Annotated in this window: 20 protein-coding genes; 14 read left to right on the top strand and 6 right to left on the bottom strand. The window is 48.6% G+C overall.

From position 1 onward, the window contains the following. Window positions 1-14: 14 nt before the first annotated feature. On the top strand, window positions 15-371 hold the full coding sequence (locus A1OO_RS03185) for a hypothetical protein (RefSeq protein ID WP_017004619.1): 357 nt from the start codon (window positions 15-17) through the stop codon (window positions 369-371). Here the strand turns inward: A1OO_RS03185 and A1OO_RS03180 are convergent. Beyond that, complete coding sequence (locus A1OO_RS03180; protein WP_017004618.1) at window positions 357-1,283, bottom strand: LysR substrate-binding domain-containing protein; 927 nt, start codon at window positions 1,281-1,283, stop codon at window positions 357-359. The two genes, A1OO_RS03185 and A1OO_RS03180, sit on opposite strands and share 15 nt — an antisense overlap. Window positions 1,284-1,388: 105 nt before the next feature. On the opposite strand from A1OO_RS03180, the gene A1OO_RS03175 reads away from it, so the two are divergent. Together A1OO_RS03175 and hdhA are read left to right on the top strand one after the other, a co-directional pair. After that, window positions 1,389-2,642 carry a D-amino acid dehydrogenase gene (locus A1OO_RS03175; RefSeq protein WP_016959764.1) on the top strand — a complete coding sequence of 418 codons (1,254 nt, stop codon included), beginning with the start codon at window positions 1,389-1,391 and terminating at the stop codon, window positions 2,640-2,642. 205 nt (window positions 2,643-2,847) lie between these two features. Next, window positions 2,848-3,615 carry a 7-alpha-hydroxysteroid dehydrogenase gene (gene hdhA, locus A1OO_RS03170; protein ID WP_017004617.1) on the top strand — a complete coding sequence of 256 codons (768 nt, stop codon included), beginning with the start codon at window positions 2,848-2,850 and terminating at the stop codon, window positions 3,613-3,615. A 117-nt stretch (window positions 3,616-3,732) separates the two neighbouring features. Here hdhA and A1OO_RS03165 read toward each other — a convergent pair whose 3' ends face one another. Both A1OO_RS03165 and A1OO_RS03160 read right to left on the bottom strand, forming a co-directional pair. Continuing rightward, window positions 3,733-4,320 (bottom strand): SRPBCC family protein, encoded by a 588-nt coding sequence (locus A1OO_RS03165; protein WP_017004616.1) that lies wholly within the window; start codon window positions 4,318-4,320, stop codon window positions 3,733-3,735. A 113-nt stretch (window positions 4,321-4,433) separates the two neighbouring features. Beyond that, window positions 4,434-5,675 carry a polyhydroxyalkanoate depolymerase gene (locus A1OO_RS03160; RefSeq protein ID WP_017004615.1) on the bottom strand — a complete coding sequence of 414 codons (1,242 nt, stop codon included), beginning with the start codon at window positions 5,673-5,675 and terminating at the stop codon, window positions 4,434-4,436. A 293-nt stretch (window positions 5,676-5,968) separates the two neighbouring features. On the opposite strand from A1OO_RS03160, the gene dctP reads away from it, so the two are divergent. From dctP to yjjX, 8 genes are all read left to right on the top strand, one after another. Further along, the gene (dctP, locus tag A1OO_RS03155) at window positions 5,969-8,083 is read left to right on the top strand and encodes a TRAP transporter substrate-binding protein DctP (protein ID WP_017004614.1); all 2,115 of its coding nucleotides are present in this window, start codon (window positions 5,969-5,971) and stop codon (window positions 8,081-8,083) included. Further along, window positions 8,083-10,524, top strand: coding sequence for a PAS domain S-box protein (locus tag A1OO_RS03150; RefSeq protein WP_017004613.1), 2,442 nt, complete (start codon window positions 8,083-8,085; stop codon window positions 10,522-10,524). The genes dctP and A1OO_RS03150 overlap by 1 nt, the downstream gene beginning before the upstream one ends. Beyond that, entirely contained in the window at window positions 10,524-10,907 is a 384-nt protein-coding gene (locus A1OO_RS03145) for a response regulator (RefSeq protein WP_017004612.1), read from the top strand. The genes A1OO_RS03150 and A1OO_RS03145 overlap by 1 nt, the downstream gene beginning before the upstream one ends. Further along, window positions 10,904-12,553 (top strand): GGDEF domain-containing response regulator, encoded by a 1,650-nt coding sequence (locus A1OO_RS03140; protein WP_016959757.1) that lies wholly within the window; start codon window positions 10,904-10,906, stop codon window positions 12,551-12,553. The genes A1OO_RS03145 and A1OO_RS03140 overlap by 4 nt, the downstream gene beginning before the upstream one ends. A 209-nt stretch (window positions 12,554-12,762) precedes the next feature. After that, window positions 12,763-13,425, top strand: a complete 663-nt coding sequence (locus A1OO_RS03135) for a spondin domain-containing protein (RefSeq protein WP_016959756.1) — start codon at window positions 12,763-12,765, stop codon at window positions 13,423-13,425. A gap of 13 nt (window positions 13,426-13,438) precedes the next feature. Next, window positions 13,439-14,101 carry a spondin domain-containing protein gene (locus A1OO_RS03130; protein WP_016959755.1) on the top strand — a complete coding sequence of 221 codons (663 nt, stop codon included), beginning with the start codon at window positions 13,439-13,441 and terminating at the stop codon, window positions 14,099-14,101. 198 nt (window positions 14,102-14,299) lie between these two features. Further along, window positions 14,300-15,160 carry a sterol desaturase family protein gene (locus A1OO_RS03125; protein ID WP_016959754.1) on the top strand — a complete coding sequence of 287 codons (861 nt, stop codon included), beginning with the start codon at window positions 14,300-14,302 and terminating at the stop codon, window positions 15,158-15,160. Window positions 15,161-15,177: 17 nt separating this feature from the next. After that, the gene (gene yjjX / locus A1OO_RS03120) at window positions 15,178-15,729 is read left to right on the top strand and encodes an inosine/xanthosine triphosphatase (RefSeq protein ID WP_017004611.1); all 552 of its coding nucleotides are present in this window, start codon (window positions 15,178-15,180) and stop codon (window positions 15,727-15,729) included. A 50-nt stretch (window positions 15,730-15,779) separates the two neighbouring features. On the opposite strand, the gene trpR is transcribed toward yjjX, so the two are convergent. Then, window positions 15,780-16,073 (bottom strand): trp operon repressor, encoded by a 294-nt coding sequence (trpR, locus tag A1OO_RS03115; protein ID WP_017004610.1) that lies wholly within the window; start codon window positions 16,071-16,073, stop codon window positions 15,780-15,782. An 82-nt stretch (window positions 16,074-16,155) separates the two neighbouring features. Continuing rightward, complete coding sequence (gene sltY, locus A1OO_RS03110; RefSeq protein WP_017004609.1) at window positions 16,156-18,126, bottom strand: murein transglycosylase; 1,971 nt, start codon at window positions 18,124-18,126, stop codon at window positions 16,156-16,158. A gap of 362 nt (window positions 18,127-18,488) precedes the next feature. Here sltY and ettA point away from each other — a divergent pair, with 362 nt between their 5' ends. From ettA to A1OO_RS03095, 3 genes are all read left to right on the top strand, one after another. Then, complete coding sequence (gene ettA / locus A1OO_RS03105; protein WP_016959748.1) at window positions 18,489-20,156, top strand: energy-dependent translational throttle protein EttA; 1,668 nt, start codon at window positions 18,489-18,491, stop codon at window positions 20,154-20,156. A 189-nt stretch (window positions 20,157-20,345) separates the two neighbouring features. Continuing rightward, on the top strand, window positions 20,346-20,717 hold the full coding sequence (locus A1OO_RS03100; protein WP_016959747.1) for a PilZ domain-containing protein: 372 nt from the start codon (window positions 20,346-20,348) through the stop codon (window positions 20,715-20,717). 186 nt (window positions 20,718-20,903) lie between these two features. Continuing rightward, window positions 20,904-21,944 carry a M23 family metallopeptidase gene (locus A1OO_RS03095; RefSeq protein WP_016959745.1) on the top strand — a complete coding sequence of 347 codons (1,041 nt, stop codon included), beginning with the start codon at window positions 20,904-20,906 and terminating at the stop codon, window positions 21,942-21,944. A 132-nt stretch (window positions 21,945-22,076) separates the two neighbouring features. On the opposite strand, the gene radA is transcribed toward A1OO_RS03095, so the two are convergent. Continuing rightward, entirely contained in the window at window positions 22,077-23,456 is a 1,380-nt protein-coding gene (gene radA, locus A1OO_RS03085) for a DNA repair protein RadA (RefSeq protein WP_017004608.1), read from the bottom strand. Window positions 23,457-23,579: the final 123 nt, after the last annotated feature.

Below are 23,579 nucleotides of genomic sequence, written 5' to 3'. Positions count from 1 at the left end.
AAAAATGGATACCCATGCACATTGAAGAGCTAAAAATAGCGGCATCAGGCTTACTCGCAATCTACGCCATATTGTGGGCTCTTCCCGGAACCATCATGAGTGCAATAGTTTCTTTGGGAGATCCGCAACGTATCGTTTTCATTGATCAACAATTAGCAAAAGATCCCCGGAAGCTCCACGCTGACTGGTCAAGCATGATTTTCAGTAACATTGCAACACGCCTCTTTGGCTATTGGCTTGCCTACCCACTCATTCGTCGTAGAGTAACCACAACCTCAACAAAGTTTTCATTGTTTATGTGGTTCAACTGTTTGGGAATGTGGAGCGTGATTGGTGCGCTGTTGCTGTCCTTGATGTCAAAGGCGCTTTGACGGTCCCTCCCCAATTTGCTCCCTCAACCACCCAACACAACAGGCAGTGCTTTCGTTTTGGGTGGTGTTTATCAAGTAATAGCCCGCGTTGGCTTTGATCGGTGCGAAAGGCGACACTAAACGCTCGGTGTCCAACTCGTCATCAATGAGTGCCATACGCGACATGGCAATCCCGACACCGGCTTCGGCAGCAGACATGGCCATATCAGTGCGGTTGAAAAAATGGCCTTTATCTGTCGGCATCTCAAGCCCTTGCTCTAATGCCCAATATCGCCACTCATGATCCCGTGCGGCGCTTTCCCACGGCATGGCATCGTGCAGCAAGGTGACAGATTGCCAATGCTCTGAGCTATATGGGTCATCCAACAGCCAGTGGTGTTTTGCAAGGTACCTTGGGCTCATCACGGGCAGTAAATATTCATCCAGCAACAGCTCGGCATTAGGATGACGATAAGGGTGCTGGCGGTAATCAACCGCCAGATCAAAATCTCGCGTATCACTGTTCACCAGTGCGCCTTCGGCAAAAATCTGAATTTGAATCTCCGGAAATTGCTGATGAAAGCTTTCAAGCTTTGGCACTAGCCATTTGAAGGCAAACGACGGGGTGAGTTTCAGGCGCACTTCCTGCTTTTTTCCCTGCAATTGCTGAAGCACGGTGATCTCAGCGTCTATTTCTCCTAAATGGAAGCTCACACTTTGCAGCAGTTGTTTACCTTTCTCGGTTAACCGAATCCCCCGCGAGTGACGCTCAAACAAGCTAAAACCTAACTGTTGTTCAAGCTGTAACAGTTGCTGACTCACCGCCCCTGTCGTCAGGCACAACGCCTTGGCAGCACTGGTTAAGCTGGTGTGTTTGGCCATTTCCGTAAACGTGAGTAACGCACCCAAGTGGTTGCTTTTGATTGTCTGCATCTTTCTGCTTTTAGTTTTTCTATACGCTGTGATTAATTTATATCGATTGTTAGCACCTTGTAAACAACACACACTCGCCTTGTTTTCACGTGGGAGAAGAAAAAGATGAAAGCCTTGGTATTGGGAAGCGGTGTTGTGGGTCTAATGAGCGCTTGGTATCTGCAAAAAGCGGGCTATCAAGTGACGGTGGTTGATCGTCAATCACGCAGCGGTGAAGAAACCAGTTTTGCCAATGCTGGGCAAATTTCCTATGGCTACTCCTCCCCTTGGGCGGCGCCGGGTATTCCACAAAAAGCCATTCGCTGGTTGATGGAAGAACACGCCCCATTGAAAGTGAAACCTAGATTAGATCCGCAGCTCATTAAGTGGGCCAGCCAAATGTTGGTCAACTGCCAGCTCGACCGCTACAAAGTGAACAAATCGCGCATGCTGGGCATTGCCAATCACAGCCGAGAGTGCCTGATTGAACTGCGCGATCAACACAACATTCAGTATCAAGGTCGTCAACAAGGCACACTGCAACTCTTCCGCAGCCAAAAACAAGTGGATGCGGTAGAAAAAGACATCGCCCTGCTAGAACAAAGCGGTACACGCTTCCAACGCATGTCGGTGGAAGCGTGTATTAAGCAAGAACCCGGGCTGACAGCTGTGAGCCATAAGCTAAAAGGTGGTTTGTATCTGCCTGATGACGAAACGGGCGATTGTTACCTGTTCTGTCAACAAATGACCGAACTCGCCAAACAACATGGCGTCGAGTTTTTGTTTGATACGCCCGTGTTGGATGTAAAACGCGAAGGCACGCGTATCGTCGGTGTGGAGACAGACAAAGGCACATTGGAAGCCGACACCTTCGTGGTCGCCATGGGCAGCTATTCCACCCCATTTTTAGCCAAGCTTGGCGTGAAGATCCCAGTCTATCCGGTAAAAGGCTACTCGCTAACCGTGCCGATTACCGACGCATCACAAGCGCCTGTTTCTACCGTGATGGATGAAACCTACAAGGTAGCGCTGACGCGCTTTGATGATCGCATCCGCGTGGCGGGCACGGCGGAATTGGCAGGGTTTGATCCGGCCATTCCAGAAAAACGCAAAGCAACCATTGAGATGGTGGTGAAAGATCTCTTCCCGCACAGCGGCGATTTTGCAAAAGCCGAGTTCTGGACGGGCTTCCGCCCCATGACGCCCGATGGTACGCCTGTCATTGGGAAAACGCCGTACAGTAACTTGTTCACCAATACGGGTCACGGCACCTTAGGCTGGACCATGGCGTGTGGTTCAGGCGATTTGCTGGCACAGATGATCACCAAACAGGTGACCAGCAAAGTGGAAGGGCTCGATTACTTCCGCTACGCAAGCTAACCCCCGATTCAATACCCTTTAACAAGAGAGGTAGATGATGCCTCTCTTCCGCTCATATTTGCGTATTTCTTCGCTTCTACCCTCTTGTTTCTTTTATCCCGCTCTGCCTCCTTTCAGTTTCGTATCAACAATAAACCGCCTAGATACTTCCTGCGCATCTACCTTCAAAGCACTCAAAAAACTGAACAGCATTAAAGGAAGCAGTATGTCGGTTATTCAACAATTCAGCCTTGAGGGGCAAGTCGCTATTGTCACTGGCGCCGCAGCAGGTATTGGGCGTCGTATTGCTGAAGTCTTTGCGGATGCGGGCGCAGCCGTGGTGGTGAGCGACCTCGATATGCAGGCAGCGAGCGATGTGGCTGCTGCTATCACAGCCAAAGGCGGCAAAGCCGTTGCGACCGCTTGCAATGTCACCAAAGAGGAAGATCTTGTCGCCCTGGTAGAAACCGCAATGCGGGAGTTTGGCAAGCTCACCCTACTCGCCAATAACGCGGGCGGCGGGGGTCCAAAACCGTTTGATATGCCAATGAAAGATTTTGACTGGGCGTATCAGATCAATGTCTACGCGCCGTTTCGCTTAATGCAGCTTTGCGCCCCTGTAATGCAACGAGCGGGGGGCGGCGCGATATTAAACATCAGTTCAATGGCAGGAGAAAACAAGAACGCTCATATGGCTTCTTATGGCTCATCAAAAGCCGCAGTGAATCACTTAACGCGCAATACGGCGTTTGATTTAGGTCCAATGGGCATTCGTGTCAATGCGATTGCACCTGGGGCAATTCGGACTCAGGCGTTGGAAAAAGTGCTCACACCAGACATAGAAAAAGCCATGCTGAAACACACACCACTTGGCCGATTGGGTATCACTGATGATATTGCGCTCGCGGCTTTGTTTTTGTGCTCGCCAGCGGCGGCATGGGTGAGCGGACAAATCCTGACAGTGAGTGGCGGAGGAAGCCAAGAATTAAGCTAATAACGAATCCGTGCCAACGTGGAAACGGCGAAAGGGGCGATACGCCCCTTTCGCTGTTTCTATCTCTTCTGGCTCTCTAATCGTGCAATCTACTCGCGCTCACTCAAACCTGCACACTTACTGCTCCATCACCTTTTTAAGGTTACCTAGCCCTGCTTTGTATAACCCTGTGATCGCACTGATGGCGGTTTCATCATTTAAATTTTCTGGTGGATTATTGTTTGGATCGCCGCGGTAAAAACCTGCTTTCCATGTCACCACACTGTTGTCGCCCTCCGCTTTTACCGAGAGCGTCGATTGGTAATTGGTCACAGGAAGCAGCGCCGTGTTGTCTTTGCTGATTTTGTATTTAAGTGTCATTCCTTGGTCATCGAACTTTTTCAGCGTCTCCTCGACACTTTGCTCGCCGACATACACCACACGCACCGCGCCTTTCTCATTGGCAGGCTCTTTTTCCATCACGACTTTGGTCACAGGCGGCAACCAAGCAAGGCTGTTAAACGCTCCCACGGTTTTCCATACTTTTTCAGCGGGGGCGTTGATGGTGACGGATTCTGAGACTTTGAGCCTTGACGGTCCATGCGCATACGCGGTTGAAACGCCCAATATGCTCAGCACAGTCAATATAAAGAGAGGCCGCTTGATGAGGGTGGGGAGTGTTATGAGGATAGGTTGTTTTATAAAGATGAGTAAATTTCTGAACATCCGTTGCTTTCCTTCTCAATACCGATGACCGTTTCTGTTATAACGGCGATTGAGAAGGAACAAAATCGCGCCTGAGGCAAAAGTGTTTTTTCACCTCGACAGGCGCAAATAGACTATGCGGCTTTCACGATCTTCGGCTCATATCTCTTAATAAACCCTTTGATCTTCGGTGCAATGACTTCGCGATAACGGCGACCGTTGAAAATACCGTAATGCCCCACACCTTCTTGCTCGTAATGCATTGTCTTGGATTTTCTCAATTTGGTGCACAAATCCAGTGCCGCCGCAGTTTGACCTCGCCCAGTGATATCATCCAACTCACCTTCTATGGTCAGGATCGCCGTTTCCGTGATGCAATCAAGGTTGATGAGCTTGCCACGATAGGTCATGGTTTTGTTCGCGAGCTTTTGATCCAAAAACACTTTGCGAATGGTATCGAGGTAGTATTGCGCGGGCAAATCCATCACTGCTAAATATTCATTGTAAAACTGACGGTGCGACTCCGCATTGTCACCATCGCCTTTAACCAAATCACCAAAGAACTTAAAGTGCTTTTGCACATGGGAATCAAGGTTCATCGACATGAAACCGGAAAGCTGCACAAAGCCTGGGTACACCAACTGTCCCATCCCTTTGTATTGCTCGGGCACAGTGCAAATCACGTTCGATTCAAACCATTCTAAATCTTTGCCGCTGGCATAATCGTTCACTTCTGTGGGATTGATGCGGGTATCAATTGGACCGCCCATTAGCGTCATGCTCGACGGGGTTGCAGGGTTGTTTTGCTCTGCCATCAGCGCAGTAGCCACCATTAATGGCACACAAGGCTGACACACAGCAATCGCATGTGTATCTGGCCCCAGCATTTCCAAAAATTCAATCAGGTAATCCACGTAGTCATCAAAGTGAAAGTCACCCTCACTGAGCGGCACGTCTCGGGCATTTTGCCAGTCGGTCACGTACACATCATGATCAGGTAAGAATTCGCGAATCGTGCCGCGAAGTAGTGTGGCGAAATGACCCGATAGCGGAGCAACGAAAAGGACTTTCGGCTGATTCGGCTGTGCTTTACTACGCCTAAAATGAAGCAGGTTACAAAACGGCTTGTTGGCAATCACATTGTATTGAATCGCCAAACTCTGGCCATTAATCACCGTATAATCCAAGCCCCAAGCCGGCTCGTCATAGCAATCGGTTAGTCGCTCCACCAGCTCCATCGAAGCATCTAAAGTACGCGCAAGGGTGGAATCTCGCATGCCATTCCAAGGCGCAGCGTTAAAGTCTCTGACAAACCTCACCCAACTATTTAGCGGTTTAATGGATTCCATGTATGTCGCATTGAGCTCATAAAGCATACGGTGCCCCTGATGTTAAAAAGCGCGTGGCGAGACGCCACTATTGACTAACTACTTAATTAACATACTAGACCAGAAACTCAGCGCCGCTGGTTTGTGTCAAAACACCTATTACAAATGTATACCCAATGCTCCCCTCATTCGTTGCTTTAACCTCAATGTCTCAATGTCTCAATGCCTCAATGTCTCACTGGCGAAACACACCACTCATTTCTAACCTTGTAATAAGCAAGCTCGCAGATCGACCCCAAAAGATCTGCCACTGAATCAATTCATGAGGCCAAGAAAACTTGATGAAACATACTTTATTATTTGGCGTGTTTGTCATGCTGCTTATCGGTTGCGACCGTCAACCCGATTCGCAAGTCGTCAATCCTGAGCAAGACGCTGAATCGTTCGTATTAAAACTGGCGCTGGCAAATGCCACAGGCAGTACTGAGCATAAGGCTGCAAAATTCTTTGCATCATCATTAGAAAGTGCAACTCAAGGTAATGTCACTGTCGAATTAGTGTCGACATCCTCACGCCTATCAGAGCGTGAAGTGATAGCTCAAGTACAACAAAATAAGCTGGATATCATCATCACATCAGCGTCAAAGCTGTCTCACCTTGTGCCTGAAATGCAGATCCTCGACATTCCATTTTTATTCGAAGATAACGCAGCGGTACAACGTGCTTATGAATCCAGTGCCGCGCGGACGCTGTTATCAGCGCTCGATGAGCAAGATCTTAAAGGGCTCGCATTTTGGAAAGGCGGCTTTAAGCAATTAATCACCACCGCCCCGCTTTCATCGCTGTCTGATTTTAAAAACCGCCGCTTCAGAATCATGGAGAGTTTAGTGCTGCGCGAGCAATTTGAGCATTGGGGAAGTACCACGGTACCCATTGCCTCCAATCATGTCGCTGATGCTTTTGCCAAAAAAGCCATTGACGGGGCTGAGGGTACATTCGTCAATATCGCCAAACTCGGCGTCGACAATCTACAGATTACTAAAACCAATCATGGATACCTCTCACTTGTGATGATGATGTCACCGAGCTCGTTTGATTCGCTGCCTAGTATTTATCAAGACGCGCTGCTAGAGGCAGTAAAAGCAACCACTCAGCATCAATATTCGCTTGCCGATCAAGAAGGAGAAAATGCTTACTCTGCTGTGAATCGTAAATGGACAATCACACAAGCGTCGCCTCACCTTATTGGCAAAATGAAGGATGTCTCCAAAACAATTCTTGAGCGTAATCGCATGATATTTGGCACTGCGCTAGTTGAACAAGTATTGCAAACCAGCCAAAACTGGAAAGCGCCGCATCCAGACGCCTTATTGGTCGCGCTAGATGCAGACCTGACAAACCTTTCTGCCTTGTCCGGATTAGCCATACGTCGTGGCATTGAGTTGGCACTAGACGAAATTAATGCACAGGGCGGACTACTGGGCAAGGAAGTGAAACTGGTGGCGAGAGATAATTCCATGGTGCCATCGCGAGGGATCGACAACATCAAAACCTTCGCCAAACTGCCCAATCTTATTGCCGTATTCAGCGGAATAAGTAGCCCTGTAGCCCTCGCCGAGCTCGATTTACTCCATCAACATGACATGCTCATGCTCGTTCCTTGGGCTGCCGCCACCCCCATTGTGGATAACGGGCATGATCCCAATTTTGTTTTCCGTGTCTCTGTTCGAGATGAGTATGCCGCTGAATTTCTCCTCGACGGCGCTCTCGACGTATCACCCAATATTGGATTAATGCTGGTTAACAATGGATGGGGACGAAGCAATTACGAAGGCTTGACCAATGCAATGGCAGAGCGCGATCTCCCTCCCGCTCATTTAGAGTGGTTTGATTGGGGAGAAAAGGATATTTCATCCAAAACAACTCGACTCATCGAACGGGGTGCAGAAGTCATTATTTATGTTGGTAATCCTGTAGAAGGCCAGAAATTCCTCGCCGCTTTAGCGACACACCCCACGCCTCCTGTCGTCATATCACATTGGGGGATAACAGGGTCAGAATTTGCCCAACAGGCTGCAAGAGAGCTAGAGAGAATAGATCTTCGTGTGCTGCAAACTTTTTCCTTTATCGACAATGACAGCCCTATTGCCACGTCGCTGGCTAAGCGTTACCACCAACAATACAACACCCTATCCGCCACCGATATTTTTGCGCCATCTGGCACCGCACATGCTTACGATTTAATGCACTTGTTAGCACAAGCAACGCGCAAAGCAGGCAGCTCCGACATGACGAAAATTCGTCAGGAAATGAAAAATCTTGATCAACACAAAGGTGTCATGAAGCGCTATCAATCCCCCTTCCTAAGCGGCCAACAAGATGCATTAACGCCAGAGGATTATATCTTTTCTTTTTATAAAAACGGCATGCTTCACCCTATAAGGTCCACAAACTAATGGCCGAAAATAGAAGTATTGCCAACCGATTTGCCAATCTGAATTTGGTGTTACTTGTGTCATTTTTTCTTTTTGTGGTCGGTGCAACCACGGTGATGGAGCTGTTTCGAATAGAAAAGCAGCTCCATGTGGAACTGCATACTCAAGCACAAACTCGCCTCAAAATATTGAATCAAGAAATCAACAACCAACGCGTCGCGGTTACGCGAACCGCTGAAAGTCAGCTGTCAATCAATAGCCTTATCGACATTAACGGCAGCAGCCTCTATTTCGACCATGCGCTAAAAGATCTCACCCAGTACACTGCCATTGATGATGCGCAGTTTTTTGATTATGCGGGCTCTCTATTAGACAAATCCTCTTCTCCCCCCACTTGGTATTCTGCCTCGTTCGTCAGAGAAACGTTGGTAACCGGCAAGGGGGACATAAAACTGCACAAAGGGGCTTTCTTCATTGTTGAACCCATTACGTATTTTGGCGCGGTACAAGGCGGCATCATTGCACGAGTTAACTTATCCGAGTTGGTTTCGCCAGTGCTTGAAAACATTGACCGTTACTATTCGCTCAAATTGGGCGAAAAAACGGAATTCACCAACGGTGAAAGGCACAAATTTGAGTCCACAGCCTTTGTGGTGCCTTCATCAGACATGACACTCAGTGATTTCCCCATATCCATCACCTTGTCCGAGCCTTACCTTTACCTGCTACACAAGATCTCGCCATGGCTAACCAGCGTTAGCATTCTCGCCTTAATATCCTTATTCCCTATCGTGGCGATTGCACGTCGGTGGGGGAAAAAAATGGCTCTCCCTATTGCGCAGCTGTCAGAAAAAGTGGAAGAAGGCACCTACCCGATAGCACTCTCTCACACCGCCATTGAATTAGAGGTACTGGCGAATGCGTTTAACCGAACAACAGAACAAATAAACAAGGCCGGTGAGTTGAATCTTGAGGCTGAAAGGCAATCAGGCCAGAGCCAGTTACTTGCCATTGTTGACACCGTAGTTGATAGCATCATCACCATCGACGAAAAGGGCTATATCGCGACCTTTAATCCCGCGGCAGAAGGCCTATTTGGGTATTACGCTGACGAAGTTATCGGGAAAAAAGTGAACATGCTGATGCCACAAGATTTCGCCCTACAACATGACACTTTCTTGACGAACTATCTCGGTGGAAAGCCTGCAAAAATCATCGGGATTGGTCGAGAAATCGTCGCTAAACGCAAAGACGGTTCGGAATTTCCCGCAGAGCTATCCGTCAGTGAAATGCGCGTCTTAGGTGCGCGAATGTTTACTGGCATTATTCGAGATATTACGGCTCGCAAAAAGGCGCAAAGTGTAAAAAATGAATTTGTCGCAACCGTCAGTCATGAATTACGTACTCCGCTCACATCCATTCGCGGTGCATTAGGTGTCGTATTAGGCAAGTTTGGCAATGACTTGCCAGAAAAAAGCAAAAAGATGCTCACCATTGCACTTCGAAACAGTGAACGATTAACCCTTTTAATCAACGATATTCTTGATATTGAAAAACTAGATTCAGGGCAACTCAGCTTTAGTTTTAGCCGTATTAATCTTGATTCACTGATTCGGCGTTCGATTGACGACAACGACGGGTTTGCACGACAACACAACGTCTCGTTGGTATACATCAACGAAGTTAACGATGCCTATGTCAATGCCGACTCAGGTAGGGTGTTGCAAGTGATGGCTAACTTATTGTCAAACGCGATCAAATACTCCCCAGAATATGGTGAAGTCACCATCACACTAGCGCAACAGGATTCATTTTACCGCATCGATGTGACTGATGTCGGATCGGGTATCCCTCCTGAATTCCATCAACGCATCTTTGAACGTTTCTCCCAAGCAGACAGCTCAGATACACGAAGAGTTGGTGGAACAGGCTTAGGGCTTAGCATTACCCAATCGATTGTAGAAGGCCATAAGGGACAAATTGACTTCTTCTCGGCGCTCGATGAGGGGTCGACTTTCTATTTCACGCTCCCTATTGATACAGCCGAGGCTAAGCGCTTGAGTGCTGATCACGGGGGTGTGGTAACCCAATTCAACGCAGTGTTTCAGGTGTTATATGTCGGGAGTGACGACAATCTCATTCGAGTATTGCGAGGTGAACTTGCCGAGATCGCAGAGATCTCTTGTGTTTCCTCATTTCAATCCGCCATCTTGGCTTTCAAACAGCAACATTTCGAGCTGGTCATATTGGACAATGAATGGGACGAAGAGAGTATTACACCTTTCCTATCTTCAATGGCAGAAAACGCGAACCCTGTCATTTTGATTTCAGAAACACGCCTTGAAAAGACACTGCCGACCAACGTCATTTCGTGTCATGAAAAGTCTCAATTGAATATCGACAAACTCAAATCGGAAGTCCGTCTTATACTTAAGAAAACATTCCCCAAAAAGGCAGTGTAATGAGCAAGCCAATTACTGTTTTATATGTAGAAGATGACGAAGATATTCGCGATGTTGCCGAAATGGCGTTAGAAGGCGACGATTTCATCCTTCTTGTATGCAGTTGTGGTGAAGAAGCGTTGGAAAAGGGAGCGCTCTCCTCCCCTGACTTACTGCTGCTGGATGTGATGATGCCTGATATGGATGGCCCCACTACGCTGATAAATTTACGCAAGCTGCCTCATATGGAGATGACACCCGCTATTTTTATGACTGCAAAAGTGCAGCCTTCCGAGATAAAGGCCTACCACGACTGCGGGGCTATTGGGGTTATCAGTAAACCCTTTGATCCAATGATGCTTGCCGAACAAATCAAAAGCATGATGACAAGGGAAGGCTTATGAGACCATCTCAACTAAAAAAGTTTCAGGAACAACAAGCCAAATTTGCCAAAGGCATTGGTAAACGCGTCGAAAGGATAACGACGTTATGGCAAACGATCCAAACCAATAAGACATCGACCCACGGCGAACTCGACGAATTGGTGCTTGAAGCACATAAATTAGCGGGGACGGCCACTACGCTAGGGTTTGTTGATCTAGGGGAACGTGGGCGCGATATCGAAGTCTTGCTCAAACCTTCTCTTGAGGGTCAGGAAAACCCTTGGCCAAATACCGACATGGATGCGCTCATTGCCACAATCGACGATGTGGCTCGCATTGAACCTAAACGCCCGGAAGATCTCACCTACGGTGAAGTCACTTTACTTCACGAACAAGGACGAACCAAACAGCTGGTCTATGTGCTCGCCGATGATCTCAGTAACACCCAAGAGATGGTCGAACAACTTCAATACCTTGAATATGACGTGCTGTCATTCGACGCTACTGACGACTTGAAAGAGGCCTTGAGTAAAGAAGCGCCGTCAGTGCTAATTGTTGATATCAATGAATGTGATCTACTCAGTAAAGTCACCAAGGTGTGGCGTAAAAATAGCGGTATTCCACTGGTGGTATTAAGCAGCACCGAGTGTTGGAAAAGCAGACTTCTCGCTGCCAAAGCAGGGGCGTTTGCCTTTTTCCATAAACCAATTGAATACGATGATATTCTCAGTGTACTGGATTCTCTTTGGGAAACTCATAACGCGCAATACCGTGTCCTGATCGTTGAAGATGAACAGATACTTGCTGAGCACTACTCCATTGTGCTGCAAGGGGCGGGAATGAAAACCCTGATTGTTGACGATCCAGAACATTTGCTCGATGAGCTCGGCGAATTCAGTCCCGATTTGGTACTGATGGATTTGTACATGCCCAATTGCTCGGGCGTGGAAGCCGCCAGTGTGATTCGTCAGCACTCTTCGCACACCAATGTGCCTATTGTGTACCTTTCGGGTGAAACCGATTTAAAGTTACAAATGAAAGCGCTGCAAGTGGGCGCAGATGACTTCCTCACGAAACCCATCAATGATCTGCACCTAACGCAAGCAGTCTCCATTCGCGCTAAACGCTTCCGTCAATTAAGCGCCTTAATGGACAGGGATAGCCTCACAGGATTACTCAATCACTCGAACCTCAAAGTTGCCCTCGACCGCGAATTGTCACGAGCACGCCGTCACAAATCTCCATTGAGTTTTGTGATGATAGATATCGATCACTTTAAGTCTGTTAACGACAGATATGGTCACCCCGTGGGAGACAAAGTCATCAAAGGCGTCGCCCGTCTGCTCAATTATCGATTCCGAAAAACCGATACCTGTGCCCGCTACGGGGGGGAAGAGTTTGCGCTCATTTTACCGGACACACCTGCAGATATCGCCCTTCGACTGATTGACGAGTTTCGGATCACCTTTGCAAAGACGCCGTTCTCCAATGGTCCGGACACCTTTTACGCCACTTTGAGTGCAGGTGTCGCGACCTTCCCAGAATTTGATTCAATTGAGTCAATTATTGAAGCGGCAGATTCGTCTTTGTATATGGCCAAAGAAAAAGGCCGTAACCGTGTGGTGACTCATGTAGAGTTGGATGCAAATAAAAAGAATCACGCCTAATGAGTGATAAGAACGAAATTGCCGCCCAATAACACAGGGTTGCCGAAGCTAAAGCGAAACAACAATGCACCCGATTAACCTCACGAATAAATTGACATAACTCTGTGAGAGTTTCGCAATAAATTCGAGACCGTTTCGCCACTTTTCCGCGCCATGCTTTGAAAGTCTCAACGCATTCTTGAGTCTTTCAATTGCACATGGAGCGAAACATGAAACCATTACTCTTAGCCATCGCGATGGGCGCTGCGTTTTCCGCACAAGCCGCAAATATCGATGTGAGCATCACCAACGCTACCGACGGCGTCTATTTCACCCCTTTAATCGTTGCTGCACACTCGGATGACGCTAATCTCTTCCAAACGGGCACACCCGCATCTGAGGCTGTTGAAGCCATGGCAGAGGGTGGCGATATCAGCGGATTAGAGGACCTCGCACTGAGCGTAGGCGCAGCCGTTAGCGCTAACCCTGCAGAAGGCATTCTAGCCCCAGGCGAAACGGCCTCTACGCGTCTTTATACTCAACACGGCGACGTGCTTTCTATTGCCGCTATGTTGCTCCCTTCAAACGATGCATTCATCGGCGTCGACAGCTGGAAAATACCGAAGAAGAGAGGCACCTATGTCATTAACGCTAATGGCTATGATGCTGGCACAGAAGCAAATGATGAACTGGCCGCCAGTGTTCCCAACCCTCCTTTCTTAACATTTGGCACGGGCGGCACGGGCGTTGACAGTGACGTTGCAAATCAAGCGGTTCATATTCACCCTGGGAATCTTGGCGACACCAACGCCACAGGCGGTATCAGTGATTTTGATAGCACCAAACACCGTTGGTTGAATCCGGTTGCCATCATCACCGTCACGGTTTATTAAGGGAGGGCGTACTATGTTTCGCTTATCTCTCGTTGGGATCACTGCGCTATTATTGGCGGGTTGTCCCTTGCAAAAAGAGTACACCGTTACGGTGGAAAATCTGACTGATGCGCAACCTATGTCACCAGTGACGCTGGTAACGCATCGTAAAAACTTCGATCTATTTGAAGTTGGGCAACCGGTGAGTGTTGCATTAGAAAAACTCGCCGAAAGTGGCGATAACAGCGACGTTCTGACTTACAAGAAGCAACGTTCCGTTGAAGATGCCGTGTCAGGGAAAGCACCACTTGGTCCCGGCGCATCGGAAACCTTTACCTTGCAACTGGGTAACCAAAAAACGCGTTTTCTCTCTGTGGCTTCCATGCTCGTGAATACTAATGATGCGTTGGTTGCGCAATCAGGCATTGATTTACGCAAACTAAAACCCGGTCAAAGCATGACTATCACCTTACCCGTGTGGGATGCGGGCACAGAGGCTAACAGTGAATCTCAAGGTTCGGTTCCAGGCCCAGCGGCAGGTGGTGAAGGCTTCAATGCCGATCGTGATGATGCGAACCGTATTCGTATTCACCCTGGCGTACTGTCGCAAGATGAAGGGCTTTCTTCTTCCGCGCTGAGCTATCGTCATCGTTTCCTTAACCCCGGCGCGAAAATCACCATTAAACGTGTTTGGTAACTCGCTTCGCGGCGTTATTCTCAACATGTACTTTGCGCCTAGCACTCCCTCTGTTAGGCGCTTTCTTTTCGTGAGCAGTTATTTTTGTGGGGTAATAGCATGTGTGGGGTAATTGCATGATAGCGCATTGCGCTGATCGTCATTCAGATCCGTATTGTATGATAAGCTAACAACCCGTCATTCATCGCAGGAGCGCGCGTGCTGACATTTATTGAGTCGCAGGAAATGGCCTTTCGACTGCTCACCTTTTTCTCTATTTTTGCGGCAATGGGGCTCGCCGAATGGCTTTTTCCTAAGCGCCTTCTTACGGTGAGCAAAGCCAAGCGCTGGCTTAATAATATCTCTCTGATGATCCTCAACACTTTCGTGCTTCGTGCCATCTTCCCGCTGGCAGCGGCAGGCTTTGCTGCATGGACCGCTGACCAAGGCATTGGCTTGTTTAATCTAGTGAGCACCCCACTATGGGTATCCGTGTTGGTTTGTATCATCGCTCTGGATGGTATCATCTGGCTGCAACACCGACTGTTTCATCAAATCCCCCTGCTTTGGCGTTTGCACGCCGTTCATCATGCCGATAAAGATCTCGATGTCACCTCGGGTGCGCGTTTCCACCCTCTCGAAATTTTACTGTCGATGGTGATTAAGATTGCCGCCATTGCCTTGCTTGGCGCGCCTGTGGTCGCAGTTATTTTATTTGAAGTGATACTTAGCGGTATGGCACTGTTTAATCACAGCAATGTCGCCATCCCACCCGCTATCGATCGCGGGCTGCGCGTGTTGGTTGTTACACCGGATATGCACCGCGTCCATCACTCTATTCATCGCTATGAAAGTGATTCAAACTTTGGGTTTAATCTTGCGATTTGGGACAGATTATTCCGCACTTATCGCGCCCAGCCTGATGAAGGCCATTACGGCATGACCATCGGTATCAAAACGCAGCGTGAGGAGCGGCACGTCGTCTGGTTAAGCGGCTTATTAGCACTGCCCTTTCGGTTGTTTAGCGCATCAGGATCAAACAAATCCCGTTCGAACAAAAAATCAAAACAAACGCCTTAGTTCAGGAAATTAGCACCATGACAAAAGTGATCGTCACCTCGCTCAACCCTGCCAAAATTGCCGCAGTAGAAACGGCATTTCGCAGTGTATTCCCCGATAACGACATGACATTTGAAGGCATCTCTGTTTCCAGTGATGTGGCCGATCAACCCATGACGAGCGAAGAGACCCTAGCAGGCGCAAGAAATCGCGTTCACAACGCAAAGAAGGTGATTGACGGTAATTTCTACGTGGGCGTTGAAGCGGGGCTGGATAACCCATTTACCTTTGCGTGGATGGTCATTGAATCATCCGATCGTACCGGTGAGTCGCGCTCAGCCTCTGTGCCATTGCCGCCACAGGCGCTCAAAGCGCTGGAAACAGGCAAAGAGCTAGGCGATGTGATGGACGAAATGTTCAATGAAGAAAACGTAAAGCAAAAAGGCGGAGCGATTGGCATGTTAACAGGGCACTTACTCACCCGCAGCTCGGTCTATCACCAAGCACTTATTCTGGCGTTGATCCCGTTTATGCATCCGAACTTGTTTCCGCCATTAGATAAAAATAACTCGCCACAAAACCACGGCTAGCATTGGCAGATGCCAAAAACGTTCGCGCAAAAAAATAGGACCTTACGGTCCTATTTTTCTAACACTTTCCCCAGCCACGCCTTCTGGCTGTCATCAAGTTGTTTAAGCTCATTTGAACCGCGGGTAATGGTGGCAATGCCTACACCCAGCATCTGGCTTAGCTGGCGTTGGCTAATTTCACCTTTTAGCAGCTCATTGACAATATTCACGCGCGCAATCAACGCGGTGCGTTCATCTTGTGTCAGCAGCATTTTAAGAAGCTCCGCTTCATGCCCTGAATCTATTGCTCTGTGAATCAAATCCAGCACATCTTGCCAGTCTGAATACTCGGGCGTGTCTTGCATACTAGCCTCACAGGAAGAGAATACTCTGGCGTAGTTTACGCACAGCCAGAGTTTGGCTCAATCATACTGTTACCTAACACGACTAATAGCGTCGACTCTGTTCACTTTCATGCAAAAACTGTATCTGCTTCCCAAGTAACTTACGATAGTAAATGTCGTACATCAGCACGTTCTGCACATATCCACGGGTTTCGTTGAAAGGGATGGCTTCGATAAACGCAATGGCGTCGAGATTGCCATCGGATTTATCCAACCAACGCGAAACACGGTGTGGCCCGGCGTTGTACGCAGCAAATGCCAAAATGCGGTTTTCGTCAAACCTGTCGAGCAACATGCGAAGGTACCCACTGCCAAGACGGATATTAATTCCTGGATCGCTCAATGTGCTTTTGCCAAGGTAACGAAAGCCCAGCTTTTGCGAGGTTTCTTTAGCCGTGGCTGGCATGAGTTGCATCAGACCTCGTGCACCAACGGGCGATACCGCATTGGTGTAAAACGCACTTTCCTGACGCGACAATGCAAGCAATGTCGTCAACGGAACCTCACGCTCTTTACTGAAAAACTCAAACCACCAGCGATGAGCCACAGGGAAGCGATATTCAAGGTGTCCCCACAACTTGCCAGCAATGGTTGCCTGCACAGAAAGGTGATACCACTTACTCTCAGAAGCAAAGGCGGCCAGCATGGCTTTTTGCTCTAGATCGGCGCGTCTAAGCAGATATTGCCATTCGCGTTTAGCGGCTACCACCTTGTCGAGCACTAGCAGCTCGCCGACACGATCTAACGCCGCGCGAAACGGTTTAATCGACTCAATATTCAGCGAGGTTGTCTGGAAAGGAATATCAATCGGCTTGTCGAGGTGCATGGCTGCTGCAACGCTGTAAAAGTTGCGCTCGCCAATCATGTCAGCAAACAGTTTTTCGGCTTGCGCCTTGTTGCCTTTTTCCTGCTCGATGCGAGCATGCCAGTATCGCCATTTCAGTTTCTTGGCCTCTTTTTCTGGCAGAACATTTAGCCAACGCTCGACGTTTTTCCAATCGCCCTTCACTAAACTGACGCGAATACGACGTTCCAACAACGATGGGTTTGTAGACTGCTTAAGCCATTTGTCACGCCATTTCGCGAGCGTATCGTCATCTGTCGACATCAAACGGCTGGCGAGAAAATCTGCCATCTCTTGCCGCTCGTTCTTTTTGTAATGTTGTCCATCCACCACACGAGTAAACTGCGCCACAGCGTCTTTGGCATTGATGCGCGCTAAGCGCTCAAAAGAAAGACGAGTTAAACGCTGATTAAACGGCGTAACTTTGCTTTTTTTCGCAAACTCCGCGACACCTTGAGGCTTGTCATAAAGCGCAATAATTTGCTGACCACTTGCCGCGGCGTTACCTGTCAGTTGCTTTCCCAAATACTTGAGCAGCGTTTTATTTCGGTTGTCAAACGTCAACAACATGCGATCTAACACCAAAGCATTGTTGAGTTTGCCTTTATCCTGTAAATCTTCAAAAAGCTTGTCGCACGCACGGTCAACCGATGAGCCGGACAAATACAGCGACTTGGCTCCGGAAAGTGCCAACGCTTTGTCTCCCGCTTGGCTATGGGCATAATAGTACTGACACTGATGGCTTTCGCCACGAGGCACTGTCGTTTGAAAAGCCAGCAATTCTGACCACTTACCTCTCGATGCCAATACATTCAAATAGCGAGCACGCACGGTATTCGTGAACGGCAATTCGTCATATCGACCAACGAACGCTTCAACTTCTTGCTCCTTCGCTGAACTCAATTCACGCATGAATTCGCGATAATCGAGATAAGGATAAAGCGGATAACCGTTAAGACCTGATTTGAGTGTCGAAAATGTCGCCATATCATTGCGTTCAATCGCCGCAATGGCTTTTTCATAGCGTGTGCGTTGCTCTTCTAAACTTAGCGCTTGCGCTGGAAGTGACACCCCGAGTAACGCAATAAACCCAAAACGCGCTGATCGCAAAACGTCTTTCGCTAAATTATTATAGGTTTTTGTAATTATTGATTTTTCTATCGATAGCATATTGAATGCATCTCCAAGGCGCGCCTGATTTTATAGCTTATACCCTATCCGCCTAGCCGGACGGATTTTACGGTGTACGACTGGTCTATATACCAAACTCATTTGATATATGCCGCAAAATAACTGTTGCTGAATGCGTCGTAATGTCAAAACGGGATGTTGATCTGTGCTTATCAGCGTTGCGGTGCATGAATGTTGCGCACGTCACTCTTCATCTACGTCTGATTAAAACACCGTCTTATTGTTTGTTATCAAAATCAACGATTGGTTCCCGACACCATCGCTTTGCGGTATGGCTGTTACAATAATCGGCTATACCAGTTAGAATATCCCTTTTATGTGACAAGAGAACGCGAGCAGAAATGGCTGAGTACGTTTATACCATGTCGCGCGTTGGCAAAATCGTGCCACCGAAGCGTCAGATCCTGAAAGACATCTCCCTGTGCTTTTTCCCTGGCGCCAAAATTGGCGTATTGGGTCTGAATGGCTCAGGTAAATCTACCCTTCTTCGCATCATGGCGGGTATCGATACCGATATCGAAGGTGAAGCACGTGCCCAACAAGGCATCAAAGTGGGTTACCTGCCACAGGAACCGAAACTGGACGAAGATAAAACCGTACGTGAAACTGTGGAAGAAGCGGTCGCGGATGTGGCTGGCGCACTGTCTCGTCTTGACGCGGTTTATGCGGCTTACGCTGAACCCGATGCCGACTTCGATGCACTGGCAAAAGAACAAGGCGATCTTGAAGCGCTGATCCAAGCAAAAGACGGTCACAACCTTGATAATGCCCTTGAGCGTGCTGCTGACGCCCTTCGTCTGCCGGAATGGGATGCGAAAATTAAGCATCTGTCTGGTGGTGAGCGTCGCCGTGTCGCTATCTGTCGTCTATTGCTTGAAAAACCTGACATGCTGCTTCTCGACGAACCAACCAACCACTTGGATGCAGAATCTGTGGGCTGGCTGGAGCGTTTCTTGGTGGATTACAACGGCACCGTTGTGGCCATCACGCACGACCGTTACTTCTTGGACAATGCAGCAGGCTGGATTCTAGAACTTGACCGTGGTGAAGGTATTCCATGGGAAGGTAACTACACCTCTTGGCTTGAGCAAAAAGATGCGCGTCTCCAACAAGAGTCGTCGCAGGAAAGTGCCCGTCAAAAGACCATTGAGAAAGAGCTTGAGTGGGTTCGTCAAAATCCTAAAGGTCGTCAGGCGAAATCTAAAGCACGTATGGCGCGCTTTGAAGAGCTAAACAACACCGAACACCAACGTCGTAACGAAACCAACGAGCTGTTCATTCCACCAGGTTTACGTTTGGGTGACAAAGTCATCGAGATCAACAACCTGACCAAATCGTTTGGTGATCGCGTTCTGATTGATGATCTGTCGTTCAGCGTACCTAAAGGTGCCATCGTCGGCATCATCGGTGCGAACGGCGCCGGTAAATCGACGTTGTTCAAAATGTTGAGCGGCACAGAGCAGCCTGACAGCGGCACCATTGAACTGGGTGAAACCGTTCAATTGGCATCGGTTGAGCAGTTCCGTGACAGCATGACGGACACCAACACGGTTTACCAAGAGATCTCTGAAGGTGCGGAAATCATCCGTATCCACAACTTTGAACTTCCTGCACGTGCTTACTGCTCGCGCTTTAACTTCAAAGGCAGCGATCAGCAAAAACGCATCGGCGATTTGTCGGGCGGTGAGCGTAACCGTGTGCACCTTGCGAAACTGCTAAAATCAGGCGGTAACGTATTGCTGCTGGATGAACCAACCAATGACTTGGACGTAGAAACCCTACGTGCATTGGAAGAGGCGCTGCTAGAATTCCCAGGCTGTGCCATGGTTATCTCGCATGACCGTTGGTTCCTTGACCGCATCGCGACCCACATTCTGGATTACCGTGACGAAGGTAAAGTTAACTTCTTTGAAGGTAACTACAACGAATACAGCGAGTGGCTGAAGCAAACCTTGGGCGCACAAGCGGCCCAACCTCATCGCATGAAATACAAGCGCGTTACCAAGTAATTCGCGCTACGCATTCAATACTGCAATGAGTCAAAGGGTCACTTCGGTGGCCCTTTTTGCATTTTCAGCCCATATCTACACCCATCTTATTGATAAGACGCGCAGCGCATCACGGAGACGAGACGCAAGAGTAGAGATATCGACTCGTCTCTCCTACACTTGGTGTAAATTGCACTGAGGATTTGTTATATGGCAGAACGTCGTATGTTTTCGCGTGTTGTCTATCTCACTCCCGCCACGATAAGGCAGGGAGAATCAAGTTGGACCTCTAACGTTCTTGATCTATCGCTAAAAGGCGCACTGCTTTCCACCCCTGAAGATTGGGGCATTGGCAACGAGACAGATTATGTTGTGAGCTTCAAATTGCATGACTCTGACATTGAGCTGAGCATGGAGCTTCAATTGATTCAAGACGGCGGCGACTATCTTCGCTTCCAAATTGATCATATTGATATCGACAGTGCGAGCCACCTGAAACGTCTGGTTGAACTGAACGTCGGTAACGATGATTTGCTTCACCGCGAATTAGCACAACTGACAGATCTAAAAGATACCGTATAATCGGTGAAGTTGGTCGCTAGAGATGACTGCTCTAGGGATCATCTCTCGAGGCGTTGATGACTCTGGAAATAATTATCACGCTGTTTTTTATGCGTCCGTTTTACAAGTGCTATGCGTTACCAAATGCTTGGCTCAAATAAACACTAAGCGCCATTACGTGCATAGATACATGAAGTAGTAGTAACCATGCCACATAACATTCGAATTGCCGTTTCACATGCGAATGGATCTCGCCACTTTGTGCTCTCTCCGTCGCTTAAAAAAGTGCTGCTCACGCTATTGATCATACTCGTGGTCGGTATTGTCGCCAGTATCGCCACGATTTATTACCTCAATCATCGTTCAACCACCGCAGAAATGACGGTGAAAAACATGACAGAGAAAAGCTCCGCTCTGGTCGGACAACTCGAGTCTCTCAAGCAAAAGCGTCAACAACTTGAGCAGCAGATCAACAATAAAGAAGAAGAATACGCGCAAACCATCGAAGAAAAAGAAAGCGAGCTGAATTATCTCACTCAACGTGTTTCCAGCGTTGAAGAAGTGTTGGGGTTAGAAAAAGAAAACAGTAGCGAAGTTCCACTAACAGAACGCTTAGATGTTGCAGTGATCAACTCTGCCGTACGTGCCACCATGCTTAGATTGATCCCAAGTGGTCAACCGATTGAAAGCTATCGTCGCTCATCCGGCTATGGCTCCCGCACCCATCCGGTTACTGGAAGCAAGAAATTCCACCTTGGTTTGGATTTAACCGCAGACATCGGCACACCCGTTTATGCTCCCGCAGATGGCGTGGTGGAATACAAACGCCCGAGTCGCAAAAAAGGTTATGGCAACCTACTCAAGATTGACCATGCCTTTGGCTTTATGACGCTTTACGCACATCTCGACAAGTTCAACGTCAATACAGGCGAGTTTGTGAAAAAAGGCGACTTGATTGGCTGGTCTGGCAATACGGGGTTATCTACTGGACCGCACCTTCATTACGAAGTGAGATTTCTTGGCCGCGCACTCAATCCGAAGCGCTTTATCGCTTGGACACACGACAATTTTGAAGCGCTGTTCAAAGAAGAAGATAAAGTGAAATGGGCCAGCTTAGTGAAGATTGTCGAGAGCATGGTCGCAACGCAGGTTCAACTAGCGTCCGATGCAACAGGACAAGCTGGTCTGGTTGCTGTCGCCAATCACTCTGCGGCCTCAAACACCGCCGAGATTGAGAGCACCAAGTAGCTCAATAGCTCCCAGTCAAACCAAACGAAAAAAGGCACGCAATGTGCCTTTTTCTGTTTTCTGTTTTCTGTTTTCTGCTTCTGCTTCTGCTTCTGCTTCTGCTTCTGCTTCTGCTTCTGCTTATAAGCAGAATTAATCAAACTCATCCAGCACGGCAAGCGCTTCAGAAAGCTTATTCACGCCATACACTTTCATCCCCGGCGTGTCTTTTTTCGGTGCATTTGCTGAAGGCACAACTGCGCGGGTAAATCCATGCTTCGCGGCTTCCATTAAACGCTCTTGACCACTTGGCACAGGGCGTATTTCACCGGCCAATCCCACTTCACCAAAGACCACCAGATCCCGAGGCAAAGGGCGATCACGAAAACTGGAAATCAACGCCAGCAGCAACGCAAGATCCACACTGGTTTCTGTGACCTTTACGCCACCGACCACATTCACAAACACATCCTGATCGGACATTTGCAGGCCACCATGTTTGTGGAGCACGGCAAGCAATAGCGCAAGGCGGTTTTGTTCAAGACCAACGGCAATACGACGAGGGTTGGACAGTTGGCTGTAATCCACCAGCGCCTGTATCTCTACTAACAAAGGTCGCGTGCCTTCCCACAGCACAGTGACTGCGCTGCCTGATGTCACCTCTTCGCCTCGGCTCAAGAAAATGGCTGACGGGTTACTCACTTCACGAAGCCCTTGCCCTGTCATGGCAAACACCCCAAGCTCATTCACGGCGCCAAATCGGTTTTTGTGGCTGCGAAGGGTACGGAAACGACTGTCACTCGAACCATCCAGCATCACAGAGCAGTCAATGCAGTGCTCGAGTACTTTGGGGCCCGCCAAAGAACCGTCTTTGGTGACGTGCCCGACCATGAAGATCGCCACATTGTGTTGCTTGGCATAGCGGGTTAAAGCGGCGGCAGATTCTCGAACCTGTGCGACGCTTCCGGGTGCAGACACCACATCGGCACAATGCATCACCTGAATCGAGTCGATGACCATGATTTTGGGCTGCTCTTGGCGAGCAATCTGACAGATGGTTTCAACATTGGTTTCCGAGAGCATTCTCAGTTTATCTTTCGGTAATCCCAAACGTTCAGCGCGCATAGCGACTTGCTGTAACGACTCTTCACCGGTCACGTACAAGGTTGGCATTTGACTGGCTAGCCAACACATAATCTGCAGCAGCAAGGTACTTTTACCTGCCCCCGGACTACCACCAATCAAAATGGCTGCGCCAGGCACAACACCGCCGCCAAGCACACGATCGAGTTCTTTGAAGCCACTGCTAAAACGAGGCACTTCTTGCAGATCAATCGACGCTAACGTTTGCACTTGCGCGTCAGCTTTGCCTGCATAGCCCGCATACTTTTCGTTACGTGCGACTTGAGGCGAGGCCGCCAAGCGAACTTCTGTAATCGTGTTCCATGCACCACACGCTGAGCATTGACCTTGCCAGCGTGGATAGTCTGCGCCGCAATCATTGCAGACATAGGCACGTTTTGCTTTCGACATGATTTCTCCTGAAATGACGTCTTGCGGTTCGAGAACTGCGAGACAAGGCAAGTTTATGCATATCTTCGAGACACTTACACGAAAACAGGTAAACTATGCCCCTTCTCAGCCGTTAAATAATTC

The sequence above is a fragment of the Enterovibrio norvegicus FF-33 genome (assembly GCF_000286835.2).
GTDB lineage: Bacteria > Pseudomonadota > Gammaproteobacteria > Enterobacterales > Vibrionaceae > Enterovibrio > Enterovibrio norvegicus_A.
This window is presented reverse-complemented; position numbering and strand designations above follow the sequence as displayed.